General features: G+C 38.5%; 21 protein-coding genes. 2 read left to right on the top strand and 19 right to left on the bottom strand.

The annotated features are described in order from the left end of the window. The 12 genes from rapZ to F0527_RS11800 all read right to left on the bottom strand — a co-directional run bounded on the left by rapZ (position 1) and on the right by F0527_RS11800 (position 12,455). Positions 1-888, bottom strand: a complete 888-nt coding sequence (gene rapZ, locus F0527_RS11855) for an RNase adapter RapZ (RefSeq protein ID WP_150285036.1) — start codon at positions 886-888, stop codon at positions 1-3. After that, positions 875-1,357: an NUDIX hydrolase gene (locus F0527_RS11850; protein WP_066789500.1), complete on the bottom strand. Its 483-nt coding sequence runs from the start codon at positions 1,355-1,357 to the stop codon at positions 875-877. The genes rapZ and F0527_RS11850 overlap by 14 nt, the downstream gene beginning before the upstream one ends. Positions 1,358-1,632: 275 nt before the next feature. After that, positions 1,633-2,580, bottom strand: a complete 948-nt coding sequence (gene trxB / locus F0527_RS11845; protein ID WP_066789503.1) for a thioredoxin-disulfide reductase — start codon at positions 2,578-2,580, stop codon at positions 1,633-1,635. Between the two features lie 90 nt (positions 2,581-2,670). Continuing rightward, the gene (locus tag F0527_RS11840) at positions 2,671-4,191 is read right to left on the bottom strand and encodes a tetratricopeptide repeat protein (RefSeq protein ID WP_150285035.1); all 1,521 of its coding nucleotides are present in this window, start codon (positions 4,189-4,191) and stop codon (positions 2,671-2,673) included. A 193-nt stretch (positions 4,192-4,384) separates the two neighbouring features. Beyond that, positions 4,385-4,903 carry an acyltransferase gene (locus tag F0527_RS11835; protein ID WP_150285034.1) on the bottom strand — a complete coding sequence of 173 codons (519 nt, stop codon included), beginning with the start codon at positions 4,901-4,903 and terminating at the stop codon, positions 4,385-4,387. Then, a complete protein-coding gene (gene ppaX, locus F0527_RS11830) occupies positions 4,896-5,555 on the bottom strand; it encodes a pyrophosphatase PpaX (protein ID WP_150285033.1) in 660 nt (219 codons plus the stop codon). The genes F0527_RS11835 and ppaX overlap by 8 nt, the downstream gene beginning before the upstream one ends. A gap of 36 nt (positions 5,556-5,591) precedes the next feature. Continuing rightward, positions 5,592-6,401: a prolipoprotein diacylglyceryl transferase gene (lgt, locus tag F0527_RS11825; RefSeq protein WP_066789516.1), complete on the bottom strand. Its 810-nt coding sequence runs from the start codon at positions 6,399-6,401 to the stop codon at positions 5,592-5,594. Positions 6,402-6,429: 28 nt separating this feature from the next. Then, positions 6,430-7,371 (bottom strand): HPr(Ser) kinase/phosphatase, encoded by a 942-nt coding sequence (gene hprK / locus F0527_RS11820; RefSeq protein WP_066789518.1) that lies wholly within the window; start codon positions 7,369-7,371, stop codon positions 6,430-6,432. 153 nt (positions 7,372-7,524) lie between these two features. Beyond that, entirely contained in the window at positions 7,525-7,923 is a 399-nt protein-coding gene (gene cccB, locus F0527_RS11815; protein ID WP_066789520.1) for a cytochrome c551, read from the bottom strand. 179 nt (positions 7,924-8,102) lie between these two features. After that, positions 8,103-9,335: an EAL and HDOD domain-containing protein gene (locus F0527_RS11810; RefSeq protein WP_150285032.1), complete on the bottom strand. Its 1,233-nt coding sequence runs from the start codon at positions 9,333-9,335 to the stop codon at positions 8,103-8,105. Positions 9,336-9,621: 286 nt separating this feature from the next. Further along, entirely contained in the window at positions 9,622-10,266 is a 645-nt protein-coding gene (locus tag F0527_RS11805) for a DedA family protein (RefSeq protein WP_223823601.1), read from the bottom strand. Positions 10,267-10,481: 215 nt separating this feature from the next. Further along, positions 10,482-12,455 (bottom strand): S9 family peptidase, encoded by a 1,974-nt coding sequence (locus tag F0527_RS11800; protein WP_150285030.1) that lies wholly within the window; start codon positions 12,453-12,455, stop codon positions 10,482-10,484. A gap of 181 nt (positions 12,456-12,636) precedes the next feature. On the opposite strand from F0527_RS11800, the gene F0527_RS11795 reads away from it, so the two are divergent. Next, positions 12,637-13,989 carry an amino acid permease gene (locus F0527_RS11795; protein WP_066789530.1) on the top strand — a complete coding sequence of 451 codons (1,353 nt, stop codon included), beginning with the start codon at positions 12,637-12,639 and terminating at the stop codon, positions 13,987-13,989. Positions 13,990-14,045: 56 nt separating this feature from the next. Here the strand turns inward: F0527_RS11795 and F0527_RS11790 are convergent, their stop codons facing one another. The 6 genes from F0527_RS11790 to lplA form a co-directional block, all read right to left on the bottom strand. Then, positions 14,046-15,602, bottom strand: a complete 1,557-nt coding sequence (locus F0527_RS11790; protein ID WP_150285029.1) for a fatty acid--CoA ligase family protein — start codon at positions 15,600-15,602, stop codon at positions 14,046-14,048. Positions 15,603-15,721: 119 nt separating this feature from the next. Beyond that, the gene (locus tag F0527_RS11785; RefSeq protein ID WP_370454675.1) at positions 15,722-17,662 is read right to left on the bottom strand and encodes an FtsX-like permease family protein; all 1,941 of its coding nucleotides are present in this window, start codon (positions 17,660-17,662) and stop codon (positions 15,722-15,724) included. After that, on the bottom strand, positions 17,628-18,401 hold the full coding sequence (locus F0527_RS11780) for an ABC transporter ATP-binding protein (protein ID WP_150285027.1): 774 nt from the start codon (positions 18,399-18,401) through the stop codon (positions 17,628-17,630). The genes F0527_RS11785 and F0527_RS11780 overlap by 35 nt, the downstream gene beginning before the upstream one ends. A gap of 97 nt (positions 18,402-18,498) precedes the next feature. Continuing rightward, positions 18,499-19,497 carry a sensor histidine kinase gene (locus F0527_RS11775; RefSeq protein ID WP_147196267.1) on the bottom strand — a complete coding sequence of 333 codons (999 nt, stop codon included), beginning with the start codon at positions 19,495-19,497 and terminating at the stop codon, positions 18,499-18,501. A gap of 2 nt (positions 19,498-19,499) precedes the next feature. After that, positions 19,500-20,204 carry a response regulator transcription factor gene (locus tag F0527_RS11770; protein WP_066789539.1) on the bottom strand — a complete coding sequence of 235 codons (705 nt, stop codon included), beginning with the start codon at positions 20,202-20,204 and terminating at the stop codon, positions 19,500-19,502. A gap of 98 nt (positions 20,205-20,302) precedes the next feature. Continuing rightward, positions 20,303-21,295 (bottom strand): lipoate--protein ligase, encoded by a 993-nt coding sequence (gene lplA / locus F0527_RS11765; RefSeq protein ID WP_150285026.1) that lies wholly within the window; start codon positions 21,293-21,295, stop codon positions 20,303-20,305. Positions 21,296-21,434: 139 nt separating this feature from the next. Between lplA and yhfH the strand changes: the two genes are divergently transcribed. Next, positions 21,435-21,560, top strand: coding sequence for a protein YhfH (gene yhfH, locus F0527_RS11760; protein ID WP_084246941.1), 126 nt, complete (start codon positions 21,435-21,437; stop codon positions 21,558-21,560). A 180-nt stretch (positions 21,561-21,740) separates the two neighbouring features. Here yhfH and F0527_RS11755 read toward each other — a convergent pair whose 3' ends face one another. After that, the gene (locus F0527_RS11755; RefSeq protein WP_150285025.1) at positions 21,741-24,548 is read right to left on the bottom strand and encodes a YhgE/Pip domain-containing protein; all 2,808 of its coding nucleotides are present in this window, start codon (positions 24,546-24,548) and stop codon (positions 21,741-21,743) included. Positions 24,549-24,602: the final 54 nt, after the last annotated feature.

The following is a 24,602-nucleotide window of genomic DNA, read 5'->3' as shown; positions in this document are numbered from 1 at the left end:
TTATTCCTTTCTCTTCACTATATCGCGGTGGGTAATAACAGTTGGAGCCTGTTCGTCCAAAAGATGGCCAAAGTACTCTGCTAATGTAACCGAGCGATGTTGACCACCAGTACATCCAAACGCAATAACCAGCTGCGTTTTCCCTTCTTTTTGATAAAGCGGAATCATAAATTGGAACAAATCTGTTAGCTTTTGAATCAATGCTTTTGTATCGTCATATTTCAATACATATGAAGAAACATCTTCATCTAATCCAGTTTTTGGCCGAAGCCCTTCTATATAATAAGGATTTGGCAAAAAGCGTATATCAAACACGAGATCCGCATCAATTGGCATGCCATGTTTAAAGCCAAATGACATGACGTTCACTGTAAATTGACGTGAATTCACTTCTGAAAATTGGGCACGGATGCGTTCGCGAAGCTCTCTAGGTTTCATGCTCGTTGTATTATAAATATATTGCGCTCGTTCTTTGACATCTGCCAAGAGATCCCTTTCACGTTGAATCCCCATCAACGGCAGTCCATTATCCGCTAAAGGATGGGTACGCCTTGTTTCTTTATAGCGTCTGACAAGCGACTCGTCATCCGCATCTAAAAACAGAATCTTTGTCGCAACTAAATCTTCTTTTTCAATCTGCTCTAGCGCTTCGTTCAATGCGGAGAAAAAATCACCGCCGCGTAAATCCATTACGGCTGCAATACGTGATATCTCCTTTTTAGATTCTTTCATTAGATTAAGGAATGTTGGCAATAAAGCAGGTGGCAAATTATCAATACAATAAAAACCCAGATCCTCAAAGCTTTGAATAGCCAAGGTTTTTCCTGCACCAGACATTCCTGTAATAATAATTAATTCGTTTACGGCGTTTTGATTAGACATGATCATCGTTCCTTTCAGAGGACATTTGAATGCGCTCCTCTAGCAATTGGAAGTCTTCTGTATATGTAAACGTTCCATATTGAGTACCAGTCTGTTCAACAGCATAAAGCAAATTTGTACGGTCACCTTCTGCCATAGGCAATGTTTTTAATTCTTCAACGGGATGCCACTCAAGTATCCCTTCACGTGTTTCCTTATATGGGGCACCGTCTAAATCTTGAGCCACAAAGGTAAAGAGCATCCACTCATTCACGATCTCTTCATCTCGTTTAATGACCATTGTATATACACCTTTTAGATGGGGGTGAATGGCAGTAGCGCCTGTCTCTTCATAAAATTCTCTGCTCGCCGCTTCAAAAATCGACTCGCCGCCCTCTACTTTACCGCCCGGTGCTACATACCAGCCGCGTCGTGGCTTCTTTAATAATAGTACTTGATCGTCTTTCATCACTAATAAATTGGCGATTCTTTGCACACACGACACCTCGTTTCTCTTTGTCCATATAATTATATTATACAGGCTACTGCACCATGAGTACAAAGGAATTAACATCCGCTCAGTTTACTCCATCGGACAAAGCCTATCTATAACTCTTTCTAGTAGAAATATCGAAAAAAAGGCTGACTCTTTCGCCTAAAAAAACGAAAAGAATCAGCCACAAGAAATATTAATCTTATAAGGGGTTATGCGAATATTATAGCCCTTTTATTTAACAGAGAGATGTCAACAATGTAGAGTTTATATTACAATTATTGAACCTCAAATTTTTCTTTTAATTCTTCTACATAATGTTGGACTGCTTGCGCAGCGATACTGCCATCGCCTGTCGCTGTCACGATTTGGCGCAATGATTTTTCTCTTACGTCACCTGCTGCATAAATGCCTTTAATAGAAGTCTCCATTAAGTCATTTGTTTCAATATAACCAGTTTTGTTTAAGATACCTAAGTCTTCAAATGGTTTTGTTAAAGGCAGCATTCCGATATAAACGAATACACCATCAATTGGCATTTCTTGTTCTGTACCATCTACTGTAGATACAAGTGTTGCGCTGCCAACTTTTCCATCATTTTCATGGATTTCTTTTACTGTATGGTTCCAAATGAAATCAATTTTTTCATTTGCAAATGCACGGTCTTGAATAATTTTTTGCGCGCGCAATTGGTCACGGCGATGAACGATTGTCACTTTGTTCGCGAAACGTGTTAGATAAATTCCTTCTTCGACTGCAGAATCTCCGCCGCCAACTACAATCAGGTTTTTATTTTTAAAGAATGCTCCGTCACAAACAGCGCAATAGCTGACGCCACGGCCACCAAGCTCTTTCTCGCCAGGTATACCCATTTTTTTGTATTCAGCACCTGTAGAGATAATGATTGCACGTGTTTTGAATTCTTTAGAAGTAGTTTTGATTGTTTTGTATTCTTCGCCATCAACGATTTCTGTTACGTCGCCGTAAGCATATTCTGCACCAAATTTTTTGGCGTGTTCAAACATTTTAGTCGATAATTCAGGTCCTAAAATGGAATCAAAACCAGGATAGTTTTCGACTTCCTCTGTATTGGCCATTTGTCCGCCTGGAATACCTCTTTCTAACATCAAAGTAGAAAGATTACCGCGTGATGTATAGACCGCTGCTGTCATTCCGGCAGGTCCTGCACCAATAATCACAACATCATAAATTTTTTCTTCTGACATATTTGCTCCTCCTAGTTGGATCTATTTCATTAGTTCTAATCTTAGAGGATATCCTTTCATTATGACAAGATATCTGCTTGCAGCATGCCTCTATTGGTCAAATAAAGGCAAATACTGAATAAGTTCATTCACATATTTCGTTAAAGTCTGTGAAGATATACCATAATACTTAGCAATCTCTTTTTTTGTGATATCCTTCGTACGCGACGATTTATACATATATTCAGTGGCCGCTGCAAGAGCTTTAGGATTTTTAAATGGATACTCTTTTTCCCATGCCCGTTCAAAAAGAACAAACCACATTTGGAATATAAATGTGTCGTGTAACTTCAGTGGCTTAAATTCCTTATATAGAAGTTCTGCTACTTCAATTGCTTTCAAAAACACTTTTATACGTTCGCCGTCTCCTAAAAAGTCTTGATCTAGTGCATACGCCAAAAATAATTTCTCGATAGTGGTGTATTCATCTACATTGATGATGCTAGGATGGCCGACGATTTCTTGTTGGTACGGCGATTTGCCAAGCAAAAATAAACCAAGCAGCCTCTCGCTACTATAGCCACTTTCTAATTTTTCTATAATGAAATTTCGATTATTTTCAATAGCTTCTTCATCTTCAAGCACATTATTGATCAGCCAAGGTTCAAAACCTTTCTTTTCTGGATCAATAGCAATCAGCTCATCCCATGTTTCTCTCGCTTCTTCTTCATGTCCAGTAAAATACGAGGCATGTGATAGCCAAAAGTAAAAGCCAGAGTCTCCTTGAAAGCCCTGCACTTTCATACTATGTAGCCAATGGTACGCTTCTTTATAACAGCCGATTAAAGCTAATGTCGCACCCAGTTTATAACGCTGTTCAAAGGAAAATGGGCAAAGCTTCACAAGCAATGACTTTAATTCTTCGACCTCACTATCATCTTTTTCATAATAGGCCATGACCGTTAGATTGCATAATGCAAACAAATTGCCATAATTCCCTTTCAACACCTGATACAATAAGGCTCTTGCTTGTTCTGCATCACCTTTATAAAAATAGGCAAGTGATAGATTGTTGTATGCAGGCCAAACATCTGGATGATCCGCAATAATTCCTTCTAATATTGTAATAGCTTCATCTAGTTCGCCAGTTTCCATATACTTTCTGGCTTTTTCCTGCAAATAAGCAACCTCACGTTCCACTGGTTGAAGTGAAAAGCCGCTCTCTTCCATTGACGTAGCAAACTCAATAATATCAATGGCTTCTTCCGCATATTCACCCATTTCATCAAGGCGAAGATATTCTTCCGCATAATATTTAGCATCATCTGTAAAGCCAGCTTGGGCAGAAGCTTCTGCTAAAAAGAGGAGAATCTCGGGCTCATTGGGATCAATCTCATTTGCTTTTTTTAATAAATCTAAGGCATGGTCAAGTTGCCCCGCTTCCAATTCGAGAATAGCATATTGCAATAAAATAAGAGAATCATCTGGGCTAAGCTCCACTGCCCTTTTTAAATATTTATGTGCTTTTCCTTCTTGATCTCGATTTAGTGCTTGTACAGCTTTTTTATAGTAGAATTCTCCGTTAGGAATAAAGGAAACAACATTTTTCCGTGTATTATGTTCACTTTTCATATCTTGATATGATCCTCCGAAATAAAATAAGGAACGCTTTCATACGTTCCTTAAACATAGTATCCACCATTATATCATATATTTGTTCATTTCATACGTAAAAAATCTTTCCTCATCTACTTGGCGAGAAGTTAATCTGAGCTCCAATCAGCGATACATTGTGTTGTCTCGTTGATTTTCCTCCCTCAGATCTCTATTTAGTGGTATCTGGTCCATCAGAGGCTTTGTTTTCCTTTGTATAAATAATCCTCATTGGATTGCCACCAACAAATGCGCCTGCTGGCACATCTTTGTTTACAAGTGTCATAGCTGAGACAATCGCATCGTCGCCAATTTCAACTCCTGGCAAAATAGTCGTGTTGGCACCAATCATAACACGATCCCCAATGATAACGTCGCCTAAGCGATACTCATTAACTAAATACTCGTGAGCAAGGATGGTTGTATTAAAGCCAATAATGGTATCGCTGCCCACCTTTATCCGTTCAGGAAACATTGTGTCTGGTGTGACTTTCAATGCAAAAGAGGTTTTTTCTCCGACTTCCATTTTCAAGAAAGTCCGATACAACCAATTTTTCATAGAAAGGAAAGGGGTATAGCGAGCGATTTCAATCACGATAAAGCATTTGGCGACTTTCCAAAAAGAAACGGTCTTATAGATTTGCCAAAGAGAGGTGGACCCTGTAACAGAGTACCTCTCTGTTCTACGCATTCACAGGCTCCTCTATTATGGCTAATAGGTCAGTGATGTGGTGTAGCATATAATCAGGATTGAAGCCCATCAAGAATTCTTCTCCTTTTGCAGACCAGGCAACACCTGCCGTTTTGACACCCGCATTTTTCCCACCTTCAATATCATGGGAATTGTCTCCAATCATTATTACTTCATCTTTATTAAGGTTCATTTTGTTTAGGGCTAATAAGATTGGCTCGGGATCTGGCTTGGCATGTGTTACTTCATCTATGCTGACAATTACTTCAAACAAATGCTCAACACCTAGCAAACGAAGACCCTTTAATAATGGCTCTCTTCTTTTCGTTGAGACAATTGCTAGGCGAATTCCTTTCTCATAAAGCAATTCCAACGTTTCTCTTACACCATCAAATTCCTTTGCTAGCTCATCATGATGTTCTTCGTTCCAAACGCGGTATTTCAATATCCAATCTTCAGCCTTTTCAGCATCTATGGATGAGAATGACTCGATTAATGTCGGGCCGATAAAAGGAAGCATGTCGTCTCTTGTAAATTTCCCGGGAAATTCCGCATCTAACACATATAAAAATGTTTGGATTATCAATTCATTCGTGTCTAATAATGTCCCATCAAAGTCAAAAAGCAATCCTTTAAATTTTGTATCTGTCATTTTTCACATACCCCTTTTCCTGTCCAATAACTTCTCCTAATCCTTATAGCGCACGGGTTTTTTTATTGTTACCCTGCGGTAAATAATCAGGATGGCTCCTACGATTAAACCAATTAGCGATACAATTTGGGCCATTCGCAAATTACCGATCAACAAACTGTCTGTACGCATTCCTTCGATGAAAAAACGCCCAAACGAATACCACATTATATATGTAAGGAATATTTCCCCACGACGTAAGTTCACTTTACGAAGCAATAATAATAGAACCAATCCTACTAGATTCCATAACGATTCGTATAAAAATGTAGGATGATGATAGAAACCATTTACATTCATTTGTTCAATTAACCAATTTGGCAAATGCAAACTCTCTAAGAATGAACGGCTCACAACACCGCCATATGCCTCTTGGTTCATAAAGTTTCCCCAACGGCCAACGATTTGACCGATAATAAGTGAAGGGGCCAAGATATCAGCTACCTTCCAGAAGCTAACGCCTCGTTTACGTGTGAAAATAATCGCCGTGATGAATGCACCGATTAATGCTCCATGGATGGCTATGCCTCCATGCCAAATTTGTATAATTTGATCTGGATGTGAAGCATAATATGGCCATTCAAAAATGACATAGTAAATTCTCGCGCAAATTATAGAGATGGGCACTGCCCATATTAGTAAATCGGTTAGAAAATCTTCATTAAACCCTCTTTTGCGCATTTCACGTTGCCCTACGATATAGGCTATTACAATACCTGTTGCAATAATGACTCCATACCATCTGACCGAAATAGGTCCGAGCTTAAGTGCCACAGGATCTATGGCTAATAAAATTGAATCAAACACATTTGTTGCTCCTTCCGCTCTAGCTTCTTTACTTTAATCCTGATTCATCTTTCTCTTCAATCACTCGATTTAATCTTTTAGAGAATTCTTCTGCTGCGTTAACGCCTAGCGTTTTCAGGCGGTGATTCATAGCAGCTACTTCAATAATATCAGATAAGTTTCTTCCCGGCCTTACAGGGATTGTTAGCTTAGGCAATTCTGTATCAATAATTTTCAGTGTTTCTGTTTCAAGACCTAGCCGATCGTAGGTTTTGTCAGAATCCCAAATTTCTAAATCGACAACGAGAGAAATTCGCTTATGTTTGCGAACAGCGCTCGCCCCAAATAACGTCATAATATCGATAATACCTAGCCCACGAATTTCTAATAAATGATTGATTAACGGAGGGGCACTTCCAATTAAGCTTTCTCCTTCTTGGCGAATTTCTACACAGTCATCCGCAACAAGACGATGCCCTTTTTTTATTAATTCTAGCGCTGTTTCACTCTTGCCCACACCACTTTTCCCGGTAAGCAGTACGCCAATGCCGTAAATGTCGACCAGTACGCCATGCATAGCTGTCGAAGGCGCTAAACGACTTTCTAAATAATTGGTCAACTGGCTCGAAAAACGGGTTGTTGGCAGTTTTGTTGTTAATACTGGGACTTGATGTTTTTTAGAGGCTTCAACAAGAGCCTTTGGCACTTCCATATCATGTGAAACAATGATTGCTGGTGTCTCTTTTGAACAAAGCTTGTTCATTCGATCAATTTGTATTTCCTCTGACAACAACTCATAGAAAGACAGCTCCGTTTTCCCTAATAGCTGTACGCGTTCTGCCGGATAATGCGTAAAATATCCCGCCATTTCTAGGCCTGGGCGCGATATATCACTTGTTAAAATATGGCGGCCGATTCCTTCTTCACCGCTAATTAACGTCAGATGTAATGCTTCAATAATGTCCTTTGTACTCACTTGGTCTAATGCCATCTTTCTGACCACCTTTTCAAATCTCTATGCTATCAACATTCTAACATAAGTATATAGAAGAACATATCATGCAACTTTGCTTAGTTTATGTATAGTATTTATTCGCAAACAACAAAAAAACTAGCTCCCTTAGATGAAAGCTAGTTTAAATCATTATTTTTTCTCAGATAGCCATTTTGCAACAGCATCTAGTTCATCGCCTTCTACTAGACCAGCTGGCATGTTGCCTTTACCGTTTTTCAAGACATCTTTGATTTGATCTTCAGATAACTGTGAACCAATTTTTCTTAGGTCAGGACCGACTGCACCTTGTAATTCATTGCCGTGGCATGAGATACATTTTTGTTGTGTAACCGCTTCTGCATCAACTTTTGCTGTTGAGTTAGAAGTAGACTCGTCAGTCTTATTGTTGTCTGCAGTATTATCCGTCTTATTGTTTTCAGTTGTTGTAGTATCAGTAGCGGATTTGTCTTTATCGCTATCATTTCCGCCACCACATGCACCTAGTACAAGCGCTGAACCGAACAACATTGCTAATAAAGCTTTTTTCATCATCATACCTCCTAGGGATTGGGATTAGTACGCTTACACAGTAAGTATACCAAAGACATTCACAAATTAAACATGGTGATATTATTTAATTGTGACGCTTTCATGCAATTAGAACTATAAAATAATAGCCCTTTATTTATACCCGTATTTTTTCTTTTTAAACAATAATAGTTCATTTTTTAGCAAATAGTATTAACCCACTTGGCAGAAGCTTTCGAAATAGAAACAATGGAATCATACGGGATCTCTAAATCGTCAGCTAATACGCTGACTTGCTCTAAATGCATTCTCTCTATAGCGATGGCTAGCTGAAGAAACGGCTGCATATCCGTATCCCCACCGCAGATTGTCTCTGCCACTTCGTCTGTTAAAGGCATATGCTGAAGGATTGTATGGATAGGCCTTTGTAGTATGGCATCTATTAACGAAAACATACCTATCAAGAAATACTCAGACATATTCTTTTTTCTAGTATGTTTCGCTAATAACTCACACGTTTTAGCACGTACTAGAGAGGTTTTCATCAATTCATCAAATGTGCCACCTGTATTAAACTTTTGTGATTCACGATAAATTAAGATATACACCCATCTTTTCAAATCGTCTAGACCAAGAAGCAGTATCGCTTGTTTGATCGATCTGATTTTGGATTTTGTGCGTTTAGCGGAGGAATTAATTAACTGTAGAAGTTTATATGATAATGCAATGTCATGCTCAATATTCTCGCTAATTTGGTTGATATCAGGCTCTTCCGCTCGTAATAAAGCTATTACCTGATAATAATGCAATAAATTAGCAGGCACATCTTGTCCTTTTATGATTTGCGGTTGCATGAAGTAGTAACCTTGAAACAGTTTGTATCCTTTTTTCAATGCTTTTTCATATTCTTCTCTTGTTTCTACCTTCTCTGCCAAAAGCGTGATATGTGGAAACTTTCGTTTGACCAGCAATTCAATTTTTTGCCGGTCCTCCTTTTTAGTATTCAGGAAGTCTACCTTAATGATATCTATATATGTAAATAATTCTTCGTAGGTCGCAGAGAAATCATGTAAAACAAAATCATCAAGTGCTATTCGGTAGCCCTTTGCTTTTAATTCTTTTAAACGACGGATTAGAGACTTCGTTATAGGGATATCCTCCAGTATTTCAATAACAAACTGCACAGGATTTAAGTGGTCAAAAATATCGCTCATCAATAAATTTTCTGTAAAGTTGATAAAACAAGGCTTCCCATTCGACAGAACATCCATCCCGATAGAGAAGAGGGAATTAACAATCACATCTACTGTTGCTAAATCAGCATCAATGGAAGGGAATCTATTACTCTCACTCCCGCTTCTATATAACAATTCATATGACTGAACTTGATCAAAGCCATTAAATATAGGCTGCCTACCAATAAAGACTTCCATTTTGACGCCCCTCCGCTTTACGCTACTTTTTATCTCTTTTTAATTTGGTTTTGCTCCCACCCATATGTAAATAAATTGATAAAATAATGGTGAGAATCCTTTGCCTTTAAAGCCCGATTAGTCAACTAACACTCGGTAGAATTTCGTTTGAGCGAAGTTTCACTTTTATTCAATATTATAACATTTATTTCAATAATATCTGTAAAAAGTTATAAAAACCTTTTTAATCGACAAAAAGCATCCCTTATAAATATTTATCTTTTACAAGGGATGCTTTCTTATACTTTTATTTTTTTTTAAACTTCGGAGCGATCAAACCAATAATGGCTGGCAGAATTGAAACAAATACAATTCCTAAAATGAAAACGGAAAAGTTATCTTTCACAATTTTGATGTTTCCAAAGAAGTAACCACAAAAGACTGCGATTAGTACCCACAGCAATGCACCTGCCACGTTGTACATAATAAAGTATGGATAACGCATTTTGCTGGCTCCTGCCACAAATGGAATAAACGTACGAATTAATGGCATAAACCGAGCAATCATAACGGTTTTACCGCCATGTTTTTCAAAGAAGGCATGCGCTTGATCCAAATTTTCTTTTTTTATAAATCGACCAAAAAAGCGGTGGTTTGAAATAGCTCCACCCACTTTCTTACCGATTTCATAGTTCAATGAATCGCCCAATATGGCTGCTACAAAGAATATGCCAAGAACAGTCCATAGGTTTAAACCACCAATTGCAGCCATGGCTCCAGCCGCAAATAGTAATGAATCGCCCGGCAAGAATGGCATAATAACAACACCAGTCTCCACGAATACGATTAAAAATAGTATCCCATATACCCACTTTGGATATTGGCTGACTATACTTTTTAAATGTTCGTCAATATGCATAATAAAATTAAATAACCCTACTATTAGATCAATCATTCTTCCACTCTCATTCTATAGTATCATCTTAACCATCATACATTTTTCTCGAAATGATGTCACTGTTTAGAAGTTTCTATACATACAAACGATTGCTTCAATAGAAGGTTTCTGAAAAATTTCATTAGCATAAACGAACTGCCTAACTTCTACTCATTCAATTTGTTCTGCTCCAGGTCGAGCTTATATTGAAATACTTGAATTACGCCCTCTTATAAATACTTCTTAAACCAATCTAAGATTTGCTCTAGTCTTTGAATTCTTAAATTAGGCAATCCTGTGCGTGATAAGTTGTGTTCAGCTTTTGGGAAACGGACAAATTGTGTTGTTTTGCCCATCGACTTTAAAGTAATGTATAGCTGTTCTGCTTGCTCAATCGGACAGCGATCATCCTCTTCCCCGTGCAATATCAAGAGTGGTGTCTCGATGTTTTGACTGTATTTTAATGGTGAGTGGTGCCAAAGTTTTTCTACATCCGTCATGTCAGCACCTATCTGCCATTCAGTGAAATAGTAGCCGATATCTGAAACGCCAAAGAAGCTTACCCAGTTTGAAATAGAACGTTGTGTGACTGCTGCCTTAAAACGATTTGTATGACCGACAATCCAATTGGTCATAAAGCCGCCGTAACTGCCACCTGTCACGCCTAATCTGCTCGTATCAATCCAATTATAGTCAGCCAGGACATGGTCAATTCCTGCCATTATATCTTCATAATCCCCTTCACCATAATGATTGCGACACCCATCAACGAACTGTTGACCATAACTATGGCTACCTCGTGGATTCACATATAAAACACCATAGCCTTGTGCAGCTAACAATTGCAGCTCATGGAAGAATGTATTGGCATACATAGTGTGCGGTCCACCATGAACTTCGACAATGAGTGGATATTTCTCGCCTTCTTTAAAAGTAGCAGGCTTCATAATCCAGCCATTCACAGTCCAACCTTCATCACCCTCATAGCTTATTTTTTCCGGTTGTACAAGCGTTGTTTCTTCAAGCCATGCATCATTATAATGTGTGATTTGTTCTCTTTTCCCAAGTGCAATGTCATACTTGAAAAGCTCTCCAGGAAACACAGGGTTGCTTACAGCTAAAATAGCGGTTTTTCCGTCTCTTGATACATCAAATCCATAGATATGCTCATCTTCAGGGCTTGCAGGATAAATCGCTCCTTCTAGAGTTGCATAATACAGTCTTACATCTCCAAATGTGGATAAGACGAAGTACAAGTCATTATGCTCAGTCCACACTACTGTTTTTAGCTCTGTATTTTGCTGCACATCGCCAACTGATAAGTCTCCTACTGGCACATCAAGCGCTTGTGTTAAATTCCAAGAATGCTTGCTTTCCCTATCATATATAAAGAGGTTGCCCTGAGCTGCATTTTTGTATGCAAAATCACTGCCTTGATAGGCAATATACCGATCATCAAATGAAAAGGTAGCAGATCCGTAATATCCTTCCTCTTCAACTATGATTTCCTCTTCTTTGGTCTTTAGATCGATCAAAATAACAGGTGAACGCCAATCATTATCTGTGTTCTCTACGCGATTCACTGAAACAATTAAGCTCGACCCATCATGAGAAATATCTTGCAAGCTATAATCATATGTATCAGTAAATAATCGGTTGATTGTCTTACTATGAATATTAATTTGCCCAATTTGGCTATGTGTTTTTTTTGGAAGTAATCCTACGCCGTTGAGCTTATATTTCATTCCGTCTACTACATAAGCTTCGAGTAAATCCTCTTTTTTCTCTTCCTTTTTATCAGTAAATTCTTTTCCGTCTTCTACGCGTGCAGAAAACCAAATTTCTTCATTCGACGGGGCCCAAAGAAATGAGTCGACACCCTTGTCGAACTCAGTCAATTGTTTTGCTTCTCCACCACCAACAGATAACACAAATAACTGATTTTTTTCATTTCTTGTCGACAAAAAAGCAATGGAACGGCCATCATTTGACCATTTAACAGATGAAATACGCTCTTCTCCAAATGTCCATGGCACTACATCGTTCGTTTCCAAATCGATATGGATTAAATACGAAAAATACTTATTCTTTTCTTTATCCATCTTTGTTTGTATCGCCACAGCTTCTTTCCCACTAGGTGATAAAACAGGTGCCCCTACTGAAGTCAATTGAAACAAGTCATGCGTTTGAATCGTTTTTTTCATATTTAACACTCCTTATTTTCAGATTATTTATACTATAACTTATTTCGTAATACTAAGGAAATGTTTTTATTGCTTTTTTACTTATATAGTAACAGAATTCAGATTATTCTTTTTTATCTAGTACCTAATATGGTATGATGCTAGAGTAAATATTATTTTAAGGATTGAAGGAGTTTTACTTATGAGCAAAAAACCACATCTTCAACGTGGGTTGGAGTCCCGACATATCACCTTGATGTCGCTTGGCGCTGCTATTGGAGTTGGATTATTCCTAGGTTCAGCAGGCGCTATTCAGTTAGCTGGTCCCTCTATTTTAATCGCCTATGCTCTCGGAGGGATTGTAATTTTCATCATCATGCGAGCACTTGGTGAAATGGCTGTCGAAAATCCAGTCGCCGGTTCCTTTAGTCGTTATGCCCAGGATTATCTTGGACCAATGGCAGGATTTATTACTGGCTGGAACTATTGGTTTTTATGGATTGCCACTTGTATGGCAGAAATCACAGCAGTCGGCATTTATATGCAATTGTGGTTCCCTGATTCTCCGAAATGGGTCTGGGCGCTAGCAGCTTTAATTCTCATGACAATCATTAATTTAATTGCCGTTAGTGCATTTGGCGAATTTGAATTTTGGTTTGCCTTCATTAAAATATTTGCTATTGTCGCGATGATAGTATTGGGCCTAGGTGTTATCCTATTTGGAATTGGCAATGGCGGAATTGCAGTCGGCATTAGCAATCTCTGGAGTCACGGCGGTTTTATGCCTCACGGTGTAAAAGGAATATTCTATTCGCTCCCAATCGTCATGTTTGCATTCTTAGGGGTGGAAATGATTGGTGTTACTGCAGGAGAAGCTAAAAATCCGAAAAAAGTGATTCCTAAAGCGATTGACACCGTTTTATGGCGAATTTTGCTCTTCTATATTGGTGCGTTAACTGTTATCATGTCGATTTATCCATGGAACGAGATAGATACCAATAATAGCCCATTTGTATTGATGTTCGATCAAATAGGATTACGCTATGCAGCAGGGATTATCAATTTTGTGGTTTTGACAGCTGCTCTATCTAGTTGCAATAGTGGCATTTTTAGTACAGGCCGTATGTTGTTCAATCTAGCTGAACAAAAACAGGCACCTGCCCTATTTAAGAAGGTAAGCAAAGGCGGTGTTCCGTCGGTTGCGATCATCGCTTCAGCATTCGTTTTGCTGATTGGTGTTGCTCTAAACTATGTGGTAGCAGAAAAAGTTTTCGTCTGGGTGACAAGTATCTCTACGTTTGGCGCTGTATGGACATGGATTGTCATATTGATTAGTCAAATGAAATTCCGTAAATCTTTATCCCAAACTCAAGTTTCTAAATTGAGCTATAAAGCGTTTTTATATCCATTCAGCTCATACCTTGCTATTGCATTTTTAGTGTTAGTCGTATGCTTAATGGCTGTGTTCCCTGATACTCGTGTAGCACTTATAGTTGGTCCGATCTGGATCATTTTCTTAGTCGTTTTATATCTCGTAAAATACAAAAAAGCATAAGAGACATAAAAAAAGATGGTTTTGGGAGACAACCCCAAACCATCTTTTTGTATTCTTTATGCACGGGACAATGCTTGGCTTTTTAAATTTCTACGCAGTATTTTACCTGTTGTATTTTTTGGTAGCTCTTCTAATAGAATAATTTCTTTTGGACATTTGTATTTTGCTAGATGCTCTTTGCAATAGGTATGCAATTCATCTTCCGTAATAGTAGTGTCCTTCAATACAACATATGCTAATACTTCTTCTCCTAAGTTAGGGTCTGGAATGCCCACTACCGCTGCTTCCAGAACGCCAGGATGGCCATAGAATACTTCTTCTACTTCCCTCGGATAGACGTTATAGCCACCGACAATAATCATATCTTTTTTACGATCGACAATATAGAAGTATCCTTCTTCATCCATTCGCGCCAAATCTCCGGTATACAGCCAACCATCACGAATGGCCACAGCTGTTTCCTCTGGCATTTTATAATACCCTTTCATTACATTCGGTCCTTTTACAACAAGCTCTCCGACTTCTCCGACCGGCACTTCTTCTCCTAACTCATTGAACACTTTATTTTCAACATTTACGATATTCGTACCAATAGAACCTGCCTTGCGTTCCCGATCTAGTGGGTTAAAGCAAGTAACTGGTGAAGCTTCAGATAATCCGTAGCCTTCAGAAACACGAACATTGAATTTCTCTTCGAAGTTATGAAGCAGCGCGACCGGCATAGAAGAACCCCCGGAGATTGCGAGTCGCAACGATTTTAGATCCTCTGGGTTTCCTTCTGGATATTGATAAAGGAAGTTGTACATAGTTGGAACACCTGCGAAAATAGTCGGCTTGAATTCTCGTCCAATACGGAAGATTTCTTTTGGACTGAAAGTAGGTGTTATGATCAACTCGGCTGATGTTAGTAATGGTGCATTTACTACAACGGAAAGCGCGAAAACATGAAATACAGGTAATGTAGTGATCACACGGTCTTCCGCAGTGAAGGTTAAATAGTCTGCAATGTCCCGAGCATTTGAATAAAGATTACCATGTGTCAACATTGCACCTTTTGGGCGACCTGTCGTACCTGAAGTGTATAAAATAACAGCCGTGTCATCGCTATGAATCTCCATCGGCTTTATAGAAGGTAAAGATTCTTTCATAATTTGTCCAAAAGAATGGACTCTTTCTTTTATATTTGGCGGTAATGCTTTCAGTTTTTCGATTGTATTTTCATTTGTTTCACAGACAATATATGTTTCTACTTCTGGGAAAGCCTTTAAGCCAGCCTCTACGAGCGGAAGCAATGCATCTAACGCGATGATCGCTTTCGCATCTCCATTTCGAACAATATATGTAATCTCATCCGGCGAATACAATGGATTCACTGGAATGGCTGTGGCTCCAATACGCATCGTGGCATATAAAGAGATAATAAAATGCGGTGTATTTCCTAATAAGAAAACCACATGATCCCCTTTTTCTACCCCTAAATCCTTTAATGCAGTAGCAAGCTTCGAGACGGACTCTTCAAACTCCCCATATGTCGTATCTTTTCCCCCAAAATGATACGCAATCTTGTCGGCTTGCTTTAAAGATGTGTTATAAATCTCTGACACTAAATTCATATTCCCACCCCTTTTTGTTAGAATAAAATGAATAGCCATTCATTTTTACTCTCCTCTATTATATAGAAATCAGAATAATAAAACAATAGACAGCTATTTCTAGTGTCTATTGTTTTTGTTTAAGCTCTTATATGTGCAAGGTAACGCCAGCGAATCAAATAGAAGTAACAAATCTGGATAGCGGTAATCCCAGCTAACACGATGATCGTTTCTTTTATGATAGAGAGATCTGCTATGCCTTTCCAGAATACTTGCAACGCCATAAAGGCAAATGTGCTATGGAGCATTGCCAATCCCCATGGTAAGAAGAATTGCGTAATTAATTGGCTATCGACAATTTTTCTTAGTTCTTTATGTGTTACGCCCATTCGACGGAGTGTATCGAATTGTTTTTTGTCTTCTTCAAGACCAGTATATAACTTGAAGTATATAAAGCTGCCAGAAGCAAGGAAGAAGACGGTTGATGCCAATAGGCCGATAAATAACAATAACGCAAAAGTAGAACGGAAAAATGAATATTCTAAGCCCGGATTTTCAAAGTAGAAAGGCAGCTGATCCTGCTGATTGGCCACATAGGCGTTCGAAACCATTACATCTAAATCTGTTCCAATATCTTTCGTCTCAGTCCACTGAGGCACATAGAATACAAAGATATGGGTTGTTGATTGTCTTGTTTCTGCTCCTTGGATAGGATCTATAATCATGTGAAAGTCAATGTCATTAACGATAATCACATTCGTACCTAATTCAGTCGGCGAAAATAGTACCTTCGGGTAGACCTTATCAATGGAAAGCGAAACGTTATTTTCCTCAAGGACCGTATTTACTTTTTTCGTCTTTAACTCATTAATAGAATCGAGTGAATACGGCAAAAACATCGCCTCACCAGGTCTTAAATTGACGACTGGATAGCCAAAAACAATGGCCAATCGATTGATATCCGACTGCTTCATAATCTTGACAGACCTTTTTGTATAGGAGGAAGTTTGACGTTTGATATCAAATTTATTCAGGTGATAGCTTAGCCCCTTCTCCTCTAATTCATTAATCAACCCTGATATATGCTCTCGTTCATACGGATTTCCATATTTACTAGAGTAGACAAGGCCTAACGGGTTGAGCTGATGATATTGATGCGTAAATGTAGACATAGAGCTTAGCGTTCCAACAGCTAAAAAGGCTAATGTCGATACCATACATGTGATAAAAAACATTCTTGCATTTTCCCTCATGATGGCAGATATCTTTGCAAGCGATATAATATGGTACTTCTTCCAGTACCATTTCTTATGTGCCCGTAAGCGTGATAATAAAAAAGGTACGGAGTCTGTAAAAAACCAATACGTTCCCAGCACAGCAAAAGGCGGAGTCAATATTGTAAAGATGACTAGATACTGTTTTTGTATTTGGCTCGCCATTATATAGGCAGCCAACAGCAACAGCATACCAAGAAGCCCTCTCCAAACGGAAAACTTGGATAACTGCTCATTCCGCCAATAACCTCTCAACAAGCTGACTAAATGAACATCTTTTATAAACATTACGCTAATAAAAGAAATGATGACAAATAGGCTTGTAAAAATACTAATGGTCAGCGCAAATGGTTTCCAAGAAAAATATAACGGAAGGCTATCAATCTGCAAAATCTCTCGAACAATCATAAAGAAAAATTTTGCAAATGCATAGCCAAAAAGAATGCCCACAATGATTGCTGCCATACCGATAATCATTGTCTCAAATAAAATCAGTTTATTTAGCTTTCTCTTTTCCATTCCTAACTGAAGCAGTAAGCCAAATTCCGTTAGGCGTGCCTCCAAAAAGGCTCTCATCGAGTACAGCAAAAAGAACAACATAAATAAAACAAGAATTACTTCTGCTATGACCATCCCTTGAAAAGCAATTTCCTGCAGAAATTCATTTTCGAGTTTGGGATGGAACATCAGCATTGAATAAATAAAGAAAACCATAACAGAGGCAACACTTGAGAGAAAGAAAGCTGCATAGACTCGACGATTTCTTATTACATTACGGAATGCGAATTGTCGAAAAGTCACCGACATGCCCTCCTAATAAGCTCAACACATTTAAAATCGCCTGGAAGAAGGTTTGACGATGGTTGTCTTTATAAATTTCGTTAAAATACTCGCCATCCTTTATAAAAAGTACACGGTCACAATAACTTGCTGCAATCGGGTCATGCGTTACCATTACGATGGTTGTATTTTCCTCTTGATTAATACGGCCAAGCAATTGCAGCACATCTCCTGAAGCCTTGGAATCCAGATTCCCTGTAGGCTCATCAGCCAACAGAAGGGATGGCTGATGGATAATGGCCCGTCCGATTGCTGTCCGTTGAGCTTGACCACCTGATATCTCATTTGGCCTTTTTTGCAGAATATCCAATATGCCCAATTGTTTGGCAACCAGCTGTACCCTTTCCTGCATCATGGAAGGATCTTGGTCATCGAGTGACAAAGGCAACACCATATTTTCCTCAACCGTTAGCATTTGTAAAAGATTGAAGTCTTGAAAAACAAAACCTAACTGCCTTCTTCGAAAGTAAGCCAGATCATTCTTCTTAAGTTCAGAGGGTTTAATCCCGTTTATTACGATGTCGCCAGATGTTTGCGTATCTATAGTTGAAATCATATTAAGCAATGTGGTTTTTCCGCTTCCTGATGGACCCATAACAGCCAAGAATTCGCCTTTTTCAACTTCAAAGCTTAACTGATTGATTGCACGGTGCGTTACTTTTCCTTCATATACTTTTGTCACGTCTTGTATATTCAATAATGCCATATGAATTCCTCGCTTTTATCATTTTCTAGAAGGCTTTCTTTCACATAAACGGGTAGACAAAGCTAGGGAAACAAAATTTTTGTAGGTCTAGTCAAATTCATTCGTGGAAGTGACACTTAAAAGAAATGCGCACTGTTGTACCTTCCCCGACTGCTGAATCAATCTCCATATGATGGCCAAGTTTCTCACATACTTCTTTTGCCAAATATAGTCCCATACCGGTCGATTCGGCTGTTTTCCGGCCATTCTCTCCTGTGAAAAAGGCTTTGGTTACACGTTTTAAATCAGAAGGCGGAATTCCAATGCCTTCATCTTTAATGGTAAGGATGACGTGTCCATGGTCATGGGAGGATGATATATATACTTTTTTTCCTTTTTCAAACGTATATTTCACCGCATTGGTAATGAATTGCCCAACGATAAACTTAAACCATTTTGCATCTGTCGCTACTATACAATCTTCGTCCACTTTAATTTGAGGATATACCTGATTTTTAATAAATAAACGTTTGTTTTCATTAATAACCGAGCTGACCAATGGTAATAATGCTACCTGTTCAATTTTCATATCCTCTTCAAAAGTATCTAGACGCGCATTCATCAAAACGGTTTCTAAACCTCGCCTTAATCTCTCGACTTCTTCTCGAACACTTTCTCGGTCCAGTTCAGTTTCATCTTGCAGCAACAGCTCCAAAACGCTGATGGGCGTTTTCATTTGATGTACCCATTGATTCATAAACTGCATTTGCCTTTTTTGATGAGCGTATAGGGCTTGAGCTTCTAATTCATATAACCGATATAGCTCGTGTATATACTTTTCAGTGGCTATATTTTCCGGCATTTTAGCATTTTTCTGCAAAGCCTCTTCCATCTTTAAAGGTTTTTGCAGTATTTTCCCATAGAAGGACTGTCTCATAACATAGCGTGTGAACAGGAAAGTAATAGTCAAAATGATTGAGATGATTACTGTATATATGGCTGTATCTGTATTTCTAAAGCCATCTAGCCAATAGAGCAAAAGAATAAATAAAACTAGGAGCAGATTAAAGATTAAAAAACCAATATGATCCTTTATAAATAATTTGATAGAATCCATTGTTATTGTTCCTCTTCACATAATACAAATCGATAACCAGCGCCCCGAACTGTTTCGATAGAAGATTGGATGGAGTAATCGGAGAGTTTTTTTCGTACGCGAGCCATATTCACATTAAGCGTATTTTCATCTACAAATGATTGATCATCCCATAGCTCTTCTAAAAGCTGTTCACGCGTCACGACTTTTGGAGTTGAGCCCATTAATAATTCCAGAATGACACATTCTTTTTTCTGCAGAGGTATAATTTCGTTCTTGCTGTGGAGCTCCATTCTTTCTATATAAAGCTGAAATTGCCCAAGTTTAATGACTCTTTCTTTTTGGGTTGCCGCATATTCCCCGTATGTTCTTCTTAAATGGCTTTTAATCTTAGCTAGAACAATTTCGTAATTAAATGGCTTTGTTATAAAATCATCTCCGCCATTCTCCAATGCAAAGATTTGATCCATTTCGCCTGAGCGAGCCGAAATAAATATAATGGGGCATGTCGTCACTTGCCTTAACTGGCGACACCAATAATAACCGTCATATGAAGGCAAATTGATATCTAACAGGACAATATGAGGGCTGAACATTTGAAACTCTTCCAAAATGTTTTCAAAGGATTCTACTGCCTTTACATCATAATGATACCTTCTGAGCGTTTCCGCCAACAGAGATGCTATTTTTAAGTCATCTTCTACAATAAGGATTCGATGTGTAGCCATTAAACTCCCCCCTTTCAATAAGTGTTCGTGTCTATTGGATTTCTATACAGACAGCCGATTAGTGTGACTGCCTGTACAGAAACAACTTTTTTGTTCGTTTAGTATATAAGCTTTAGGAATTCTTCTTTCGATACACCGCCAAAATAAGTCGGAATGTCGATTCCTTCAAGAGCTTCTCCTATTGCATCTAAGCTGTATCTTTTCCCTTTTAAAGCTTCTTCGATATCTTTCATTTCCCCTACGCCGAAGAAATCGCCGAAAATATGCACATCCTCCATCAAGCCTTTGTTGACTTCTAAGCGCAAGTCAATAAAACCAGATGGAAATTTACTAGAGCGTTGAACATTGAATTTCGGTGATTGGCCATAGTTCCAATCCCACTGTTGATATCGCTCCTCTGATAGTTTATGAATGTTTGCCCAATCTTCATCGGTGAATTCATAGTATTGAATATTTTCTTCTCCGCCAAATATCGATTTTAGGATTTCCATTCGGAACTCTTCAACTGTGATTGGTTTGTCCATAAAGTCCACGATATTGGCTACACGAGAACGGACAGATTTGATTCCTTTTGATTCAATTTTTTCTTTTCTCACTTTTAATGCATTTACGACTTCATCAATATTTGTATCAAATAAAAGGGTACCATGGCTAAATAGGCGGCCTTTTGTAGAAAACATAGCGTTTCCTGAAATTTTGCGTCCTTCAGCAAGGATATCATTGCGGCCAGACAGCTCCGATTGGATACCTAGGTTTTTCATCGCATCCACAACAGGCTGCGTAAATTTCTTAAAGTTTTGGAACGATTCGCCATCATCTTTTGTGATAAAGCTGTAATTTAAATTGCCCAGGTCATGATAGACTGCGCCGCCGCCTGATAAGCGTCTCACAACAATAATATTCTGCTCTTCCACGTAATCTGTATTAATTTCTTCAATTGTGTTTTGATTTCTTCCAATAATGATAGATGGTTGATTTATATAAAAAAGCAAATAAGATTCGTTTTCCACATTTAACGTTTTCAGTGCATATTCTTCAATAGCCAAATTAATACGTGGATCTGTGATTCCTTTATTATCTATAAAATACATTGAATACACTCCTCAGTTACAATACTACGTTTATTTTACAATATATTTGGGTTTTTGTATTGACATTTCTCCACCTGTTATAATACAATACATTATAACAAAGCAGTAATATAACAGATATGTTAAGGAGGAGAATTCAATGTTAGAAAACGTTGTAGAATTTTTCAAAAACTTACCTGATAAACACTGTGTAGAATGTGGCGAAAAAATCGATGAACAAAGTGAGTGCTATGCAAACACTTGTGAACATTGCAATACCTTATAACATCCATATTACTTGCTCTTGTGCTCATTCCTTAGAGAATGAACCTATAAGTAATTTGCTTACAACATTTGCTTACAACAAAATCGCAGAAAAAGGATTGTGAATCTCATTCGCAATCCTTTTTCTATTAGATACATAGAAAAGACCAGAGAATATAATTCTCTGGTCTTTTCTTTTTAATTATTCAGCTGCTGCTTCTCTTGAGAAACGTTTTTTGTAACGCAAAATGAAATAGCCGCAAGTAATGATTAAGAATACAACCATGCAGGAAATTAATACAACTGCATTAAAGGCAAAGAAGCTCATATCGCCTGTGGAGATGGCTGCTCTAAACCCTTGGATTGAATACGTCATCGGTAAGAATTTATTAAATACTTGTAATGGTTTTGACACTAATTCTAATGGGAATGTACCCGCACTTGTTGTTAATTGCAATACTAGGATAATGATCGCAATAAAACGGCCTGGATTATCTAGGATAGAAACAAGCATTTGAATTAGTGCTAAGAATGTGTAGCTTGCCAAAACAGTCATGAATATAAACGCTGGTACATTGACTACCTCTATTTTTAGGAAAAATAAAGCGATAATGACAACAAGTGTCGATTGAACCAATCCAACAACAGCTAAAACGGATACTTTACTTAAGAACCAAGAAAAGCCGTTTTTCGGTCTGATTGCTGCGTCTACAAATGGATAAATAATCGACAGCATGAGGGCTCCAACGAATAAGCCGAGAGAAAGCATAAATGGAGCAAAACCTGTACCATAGGTTGGTACTTTATTTACTTCTTGTTTCTCTACTTCGACCGGTTCACCGACCATATCATATGTTTTTTGATTTGCTTTAATTTTAGAAGCTTGGTCATGGGCATCTGCTAGTTTACCTTGCAGTTTACCCGCACCGTCTTGCAATTCGCCTGCTCCTGATGCAAGCTGGCTAGAACCATCAGATAGCTGTGCTGATCCGCTGACTAATGATTTGGTACCGTTGCTTAATGTATCTAAACCTGTTGCCAGCTGGCCTGAACCTGTTTGCAATTGACCCATGCCGCCAACTAATGATTTGGTACCGTTACTTAATGTACCTAATCCTGTTGATAATTGACCTGAACCTGCTTGCAATTGACCAATACCGCCAACTAATGATTTGGTACCATTGCTTAATGTACCTAATCCTGTCGTTAATTGAGTAGAACCATTTTGTAGTTTACCCATACCATTTGCAAGTGAGTTTGTGCCATTGCTTAGTGTACCAAGGCCTGAAGTTAATTTACCTGAACCTGTTTGCAATTGGCCTAATCCATTATCAAGCGAAGAAATACCTGTGTTTAACTGACCAGCACCTGCATCTAATTTTTTCGCACCCTCAATTGAACTGTTCCAATTGTCTGCAAGCTGGCTTGTGCCGTTTGCCAAATCTTTTGTTCCTGGGGCAAGTTCATTAGAGACAGATTGATTCATTTGATCTAAACTTGTTGATACTTTCGCTGCACCTTGTTTTAATTTGGATAACTCTCCTGTAGTTGGTGCATTTATGCCACTTACACTTTGGTTTAATACTGAAGTGCCAGCGCTCAATTTTTTCGCACCTGAATCCACTTCACTTGCTCCTTGATTTACAACATTTGCTGTCTGAAGCAATGCCTGTTTTTGCTCCTCTGGGATATCCATGGCATTAATTTGTTGAATTAATTTCTTCGTACCCGCAGATAAAGTTTGAGTGCCATTTGCTAAGTCGGCTGCTCCACCGTTTAAATCTGCCACACCTGTTTTTAACGATTGGATTTGATTAGGTATTTCTCCTAGGCCATCCACCAGTTTCGTCACACCATTTGAAACATCGGCCGCACCAGGTGCTAGTTGTGATAAACTACCACTTAATGTTGCCACGCCGTTATTTACTTGTTGTGCACCATCATTTAAAGCTTTAATTTTAGGTGTATTGCCTTCTAACCCCGAAACGAGGCTCTCTGTTCCTTTTTTCAAGTCAGATGAACCGGTCTGCAATTGAGTGGAACCACTCTTAGCTGAGTTGATACCATTCTGCAAATCTTTCGAGCCATTGATAGCGGATTGGGCACCGTCATTTACCTTATTCGCACCGTCTGCTGCTGAGTTAATACCGTTTTCTAAATTTTTTGCACCTGTGGTTGCCGAATTCGCACCATCATTTAATTTATTCGCGCCATCTGCTGCTGAGTTAATGCCATTTTCTAAATCCTTTGCACCAGTGGCTGCTGAGCTGGCACCATCATTTAGCTTATTCGCACCGTTCGCTGCTGAATCCACGCCATTTTTTAAGTCATAGGCGCCATTTTTGGCTGATTGTGCTCCGTTATTCAGTTTTGTGGAGCCTTCTTTTGCAGATTGAACACCTTCATTGAGCTGATTTGCGCCTTTATCCAGCTTGCCGGCACCTGTTGCTAGTTTGCCAGCACCATCGGCTGCATCGCCAAATCCATTGCCCATTTTCTTTATATTAGCAAATAATGTTTTTGCATAAGTTGCTGATACTTGTTTATTGACTTCTTTACGAACCAATTCGATTGCTGAATTCCCGATTTGGCTTCCCAAGAAGTTATACCCTTCATTTGGCCGGTATATGATCTTCATTTGTTCGGGATCATCTTCTAATAAAGAACCTGCATTTTTAGTAAAATCTTTTGGAATAAGAATTTCTAAATAATAATCGCGATTCTTCAAACCATCTTTTCCGGCTGAATCGGAGACTTCCTTAAACTTAAATTTATTGCTGTCGATTAACCTTTCGACAAGGTCATTCCCTAGGTTTTGCTTTTTGCCATCCAATTTTGCTCCAGTATCATCATTTACAATAGCTACTGGGAGTTCATCCAAGTGTGAGTATGGATCCCAATACGCCCATAAATATGTACCCGCGTAAATAATAGGAACAAATAAAATGGCGATGATAGCAACTAAAACCTTTTTAGAATGAAAAATCGCACTCCATTCTGCTTTAATCACGCTTTTAGTCCTCCTTAATACCAACTGACCCAATTGTTCAATTGGTCAATTTTA

It is taken from the genome of Rummeliibacillus sp. TYF-LIM-RU47, from assembly GCF_008638315.1.
Classification (GTDB): Bacteria; Bacillota; Bacilli; order Bacillales_A; family Planococcaceae; genus Rummeliibacillus; species Rummeliibacillus stabekisii.
Note: the sequence above shows the minus strand (reverse complement) of the source record. Positions and strands in the feature narration are given on the sequence as shown.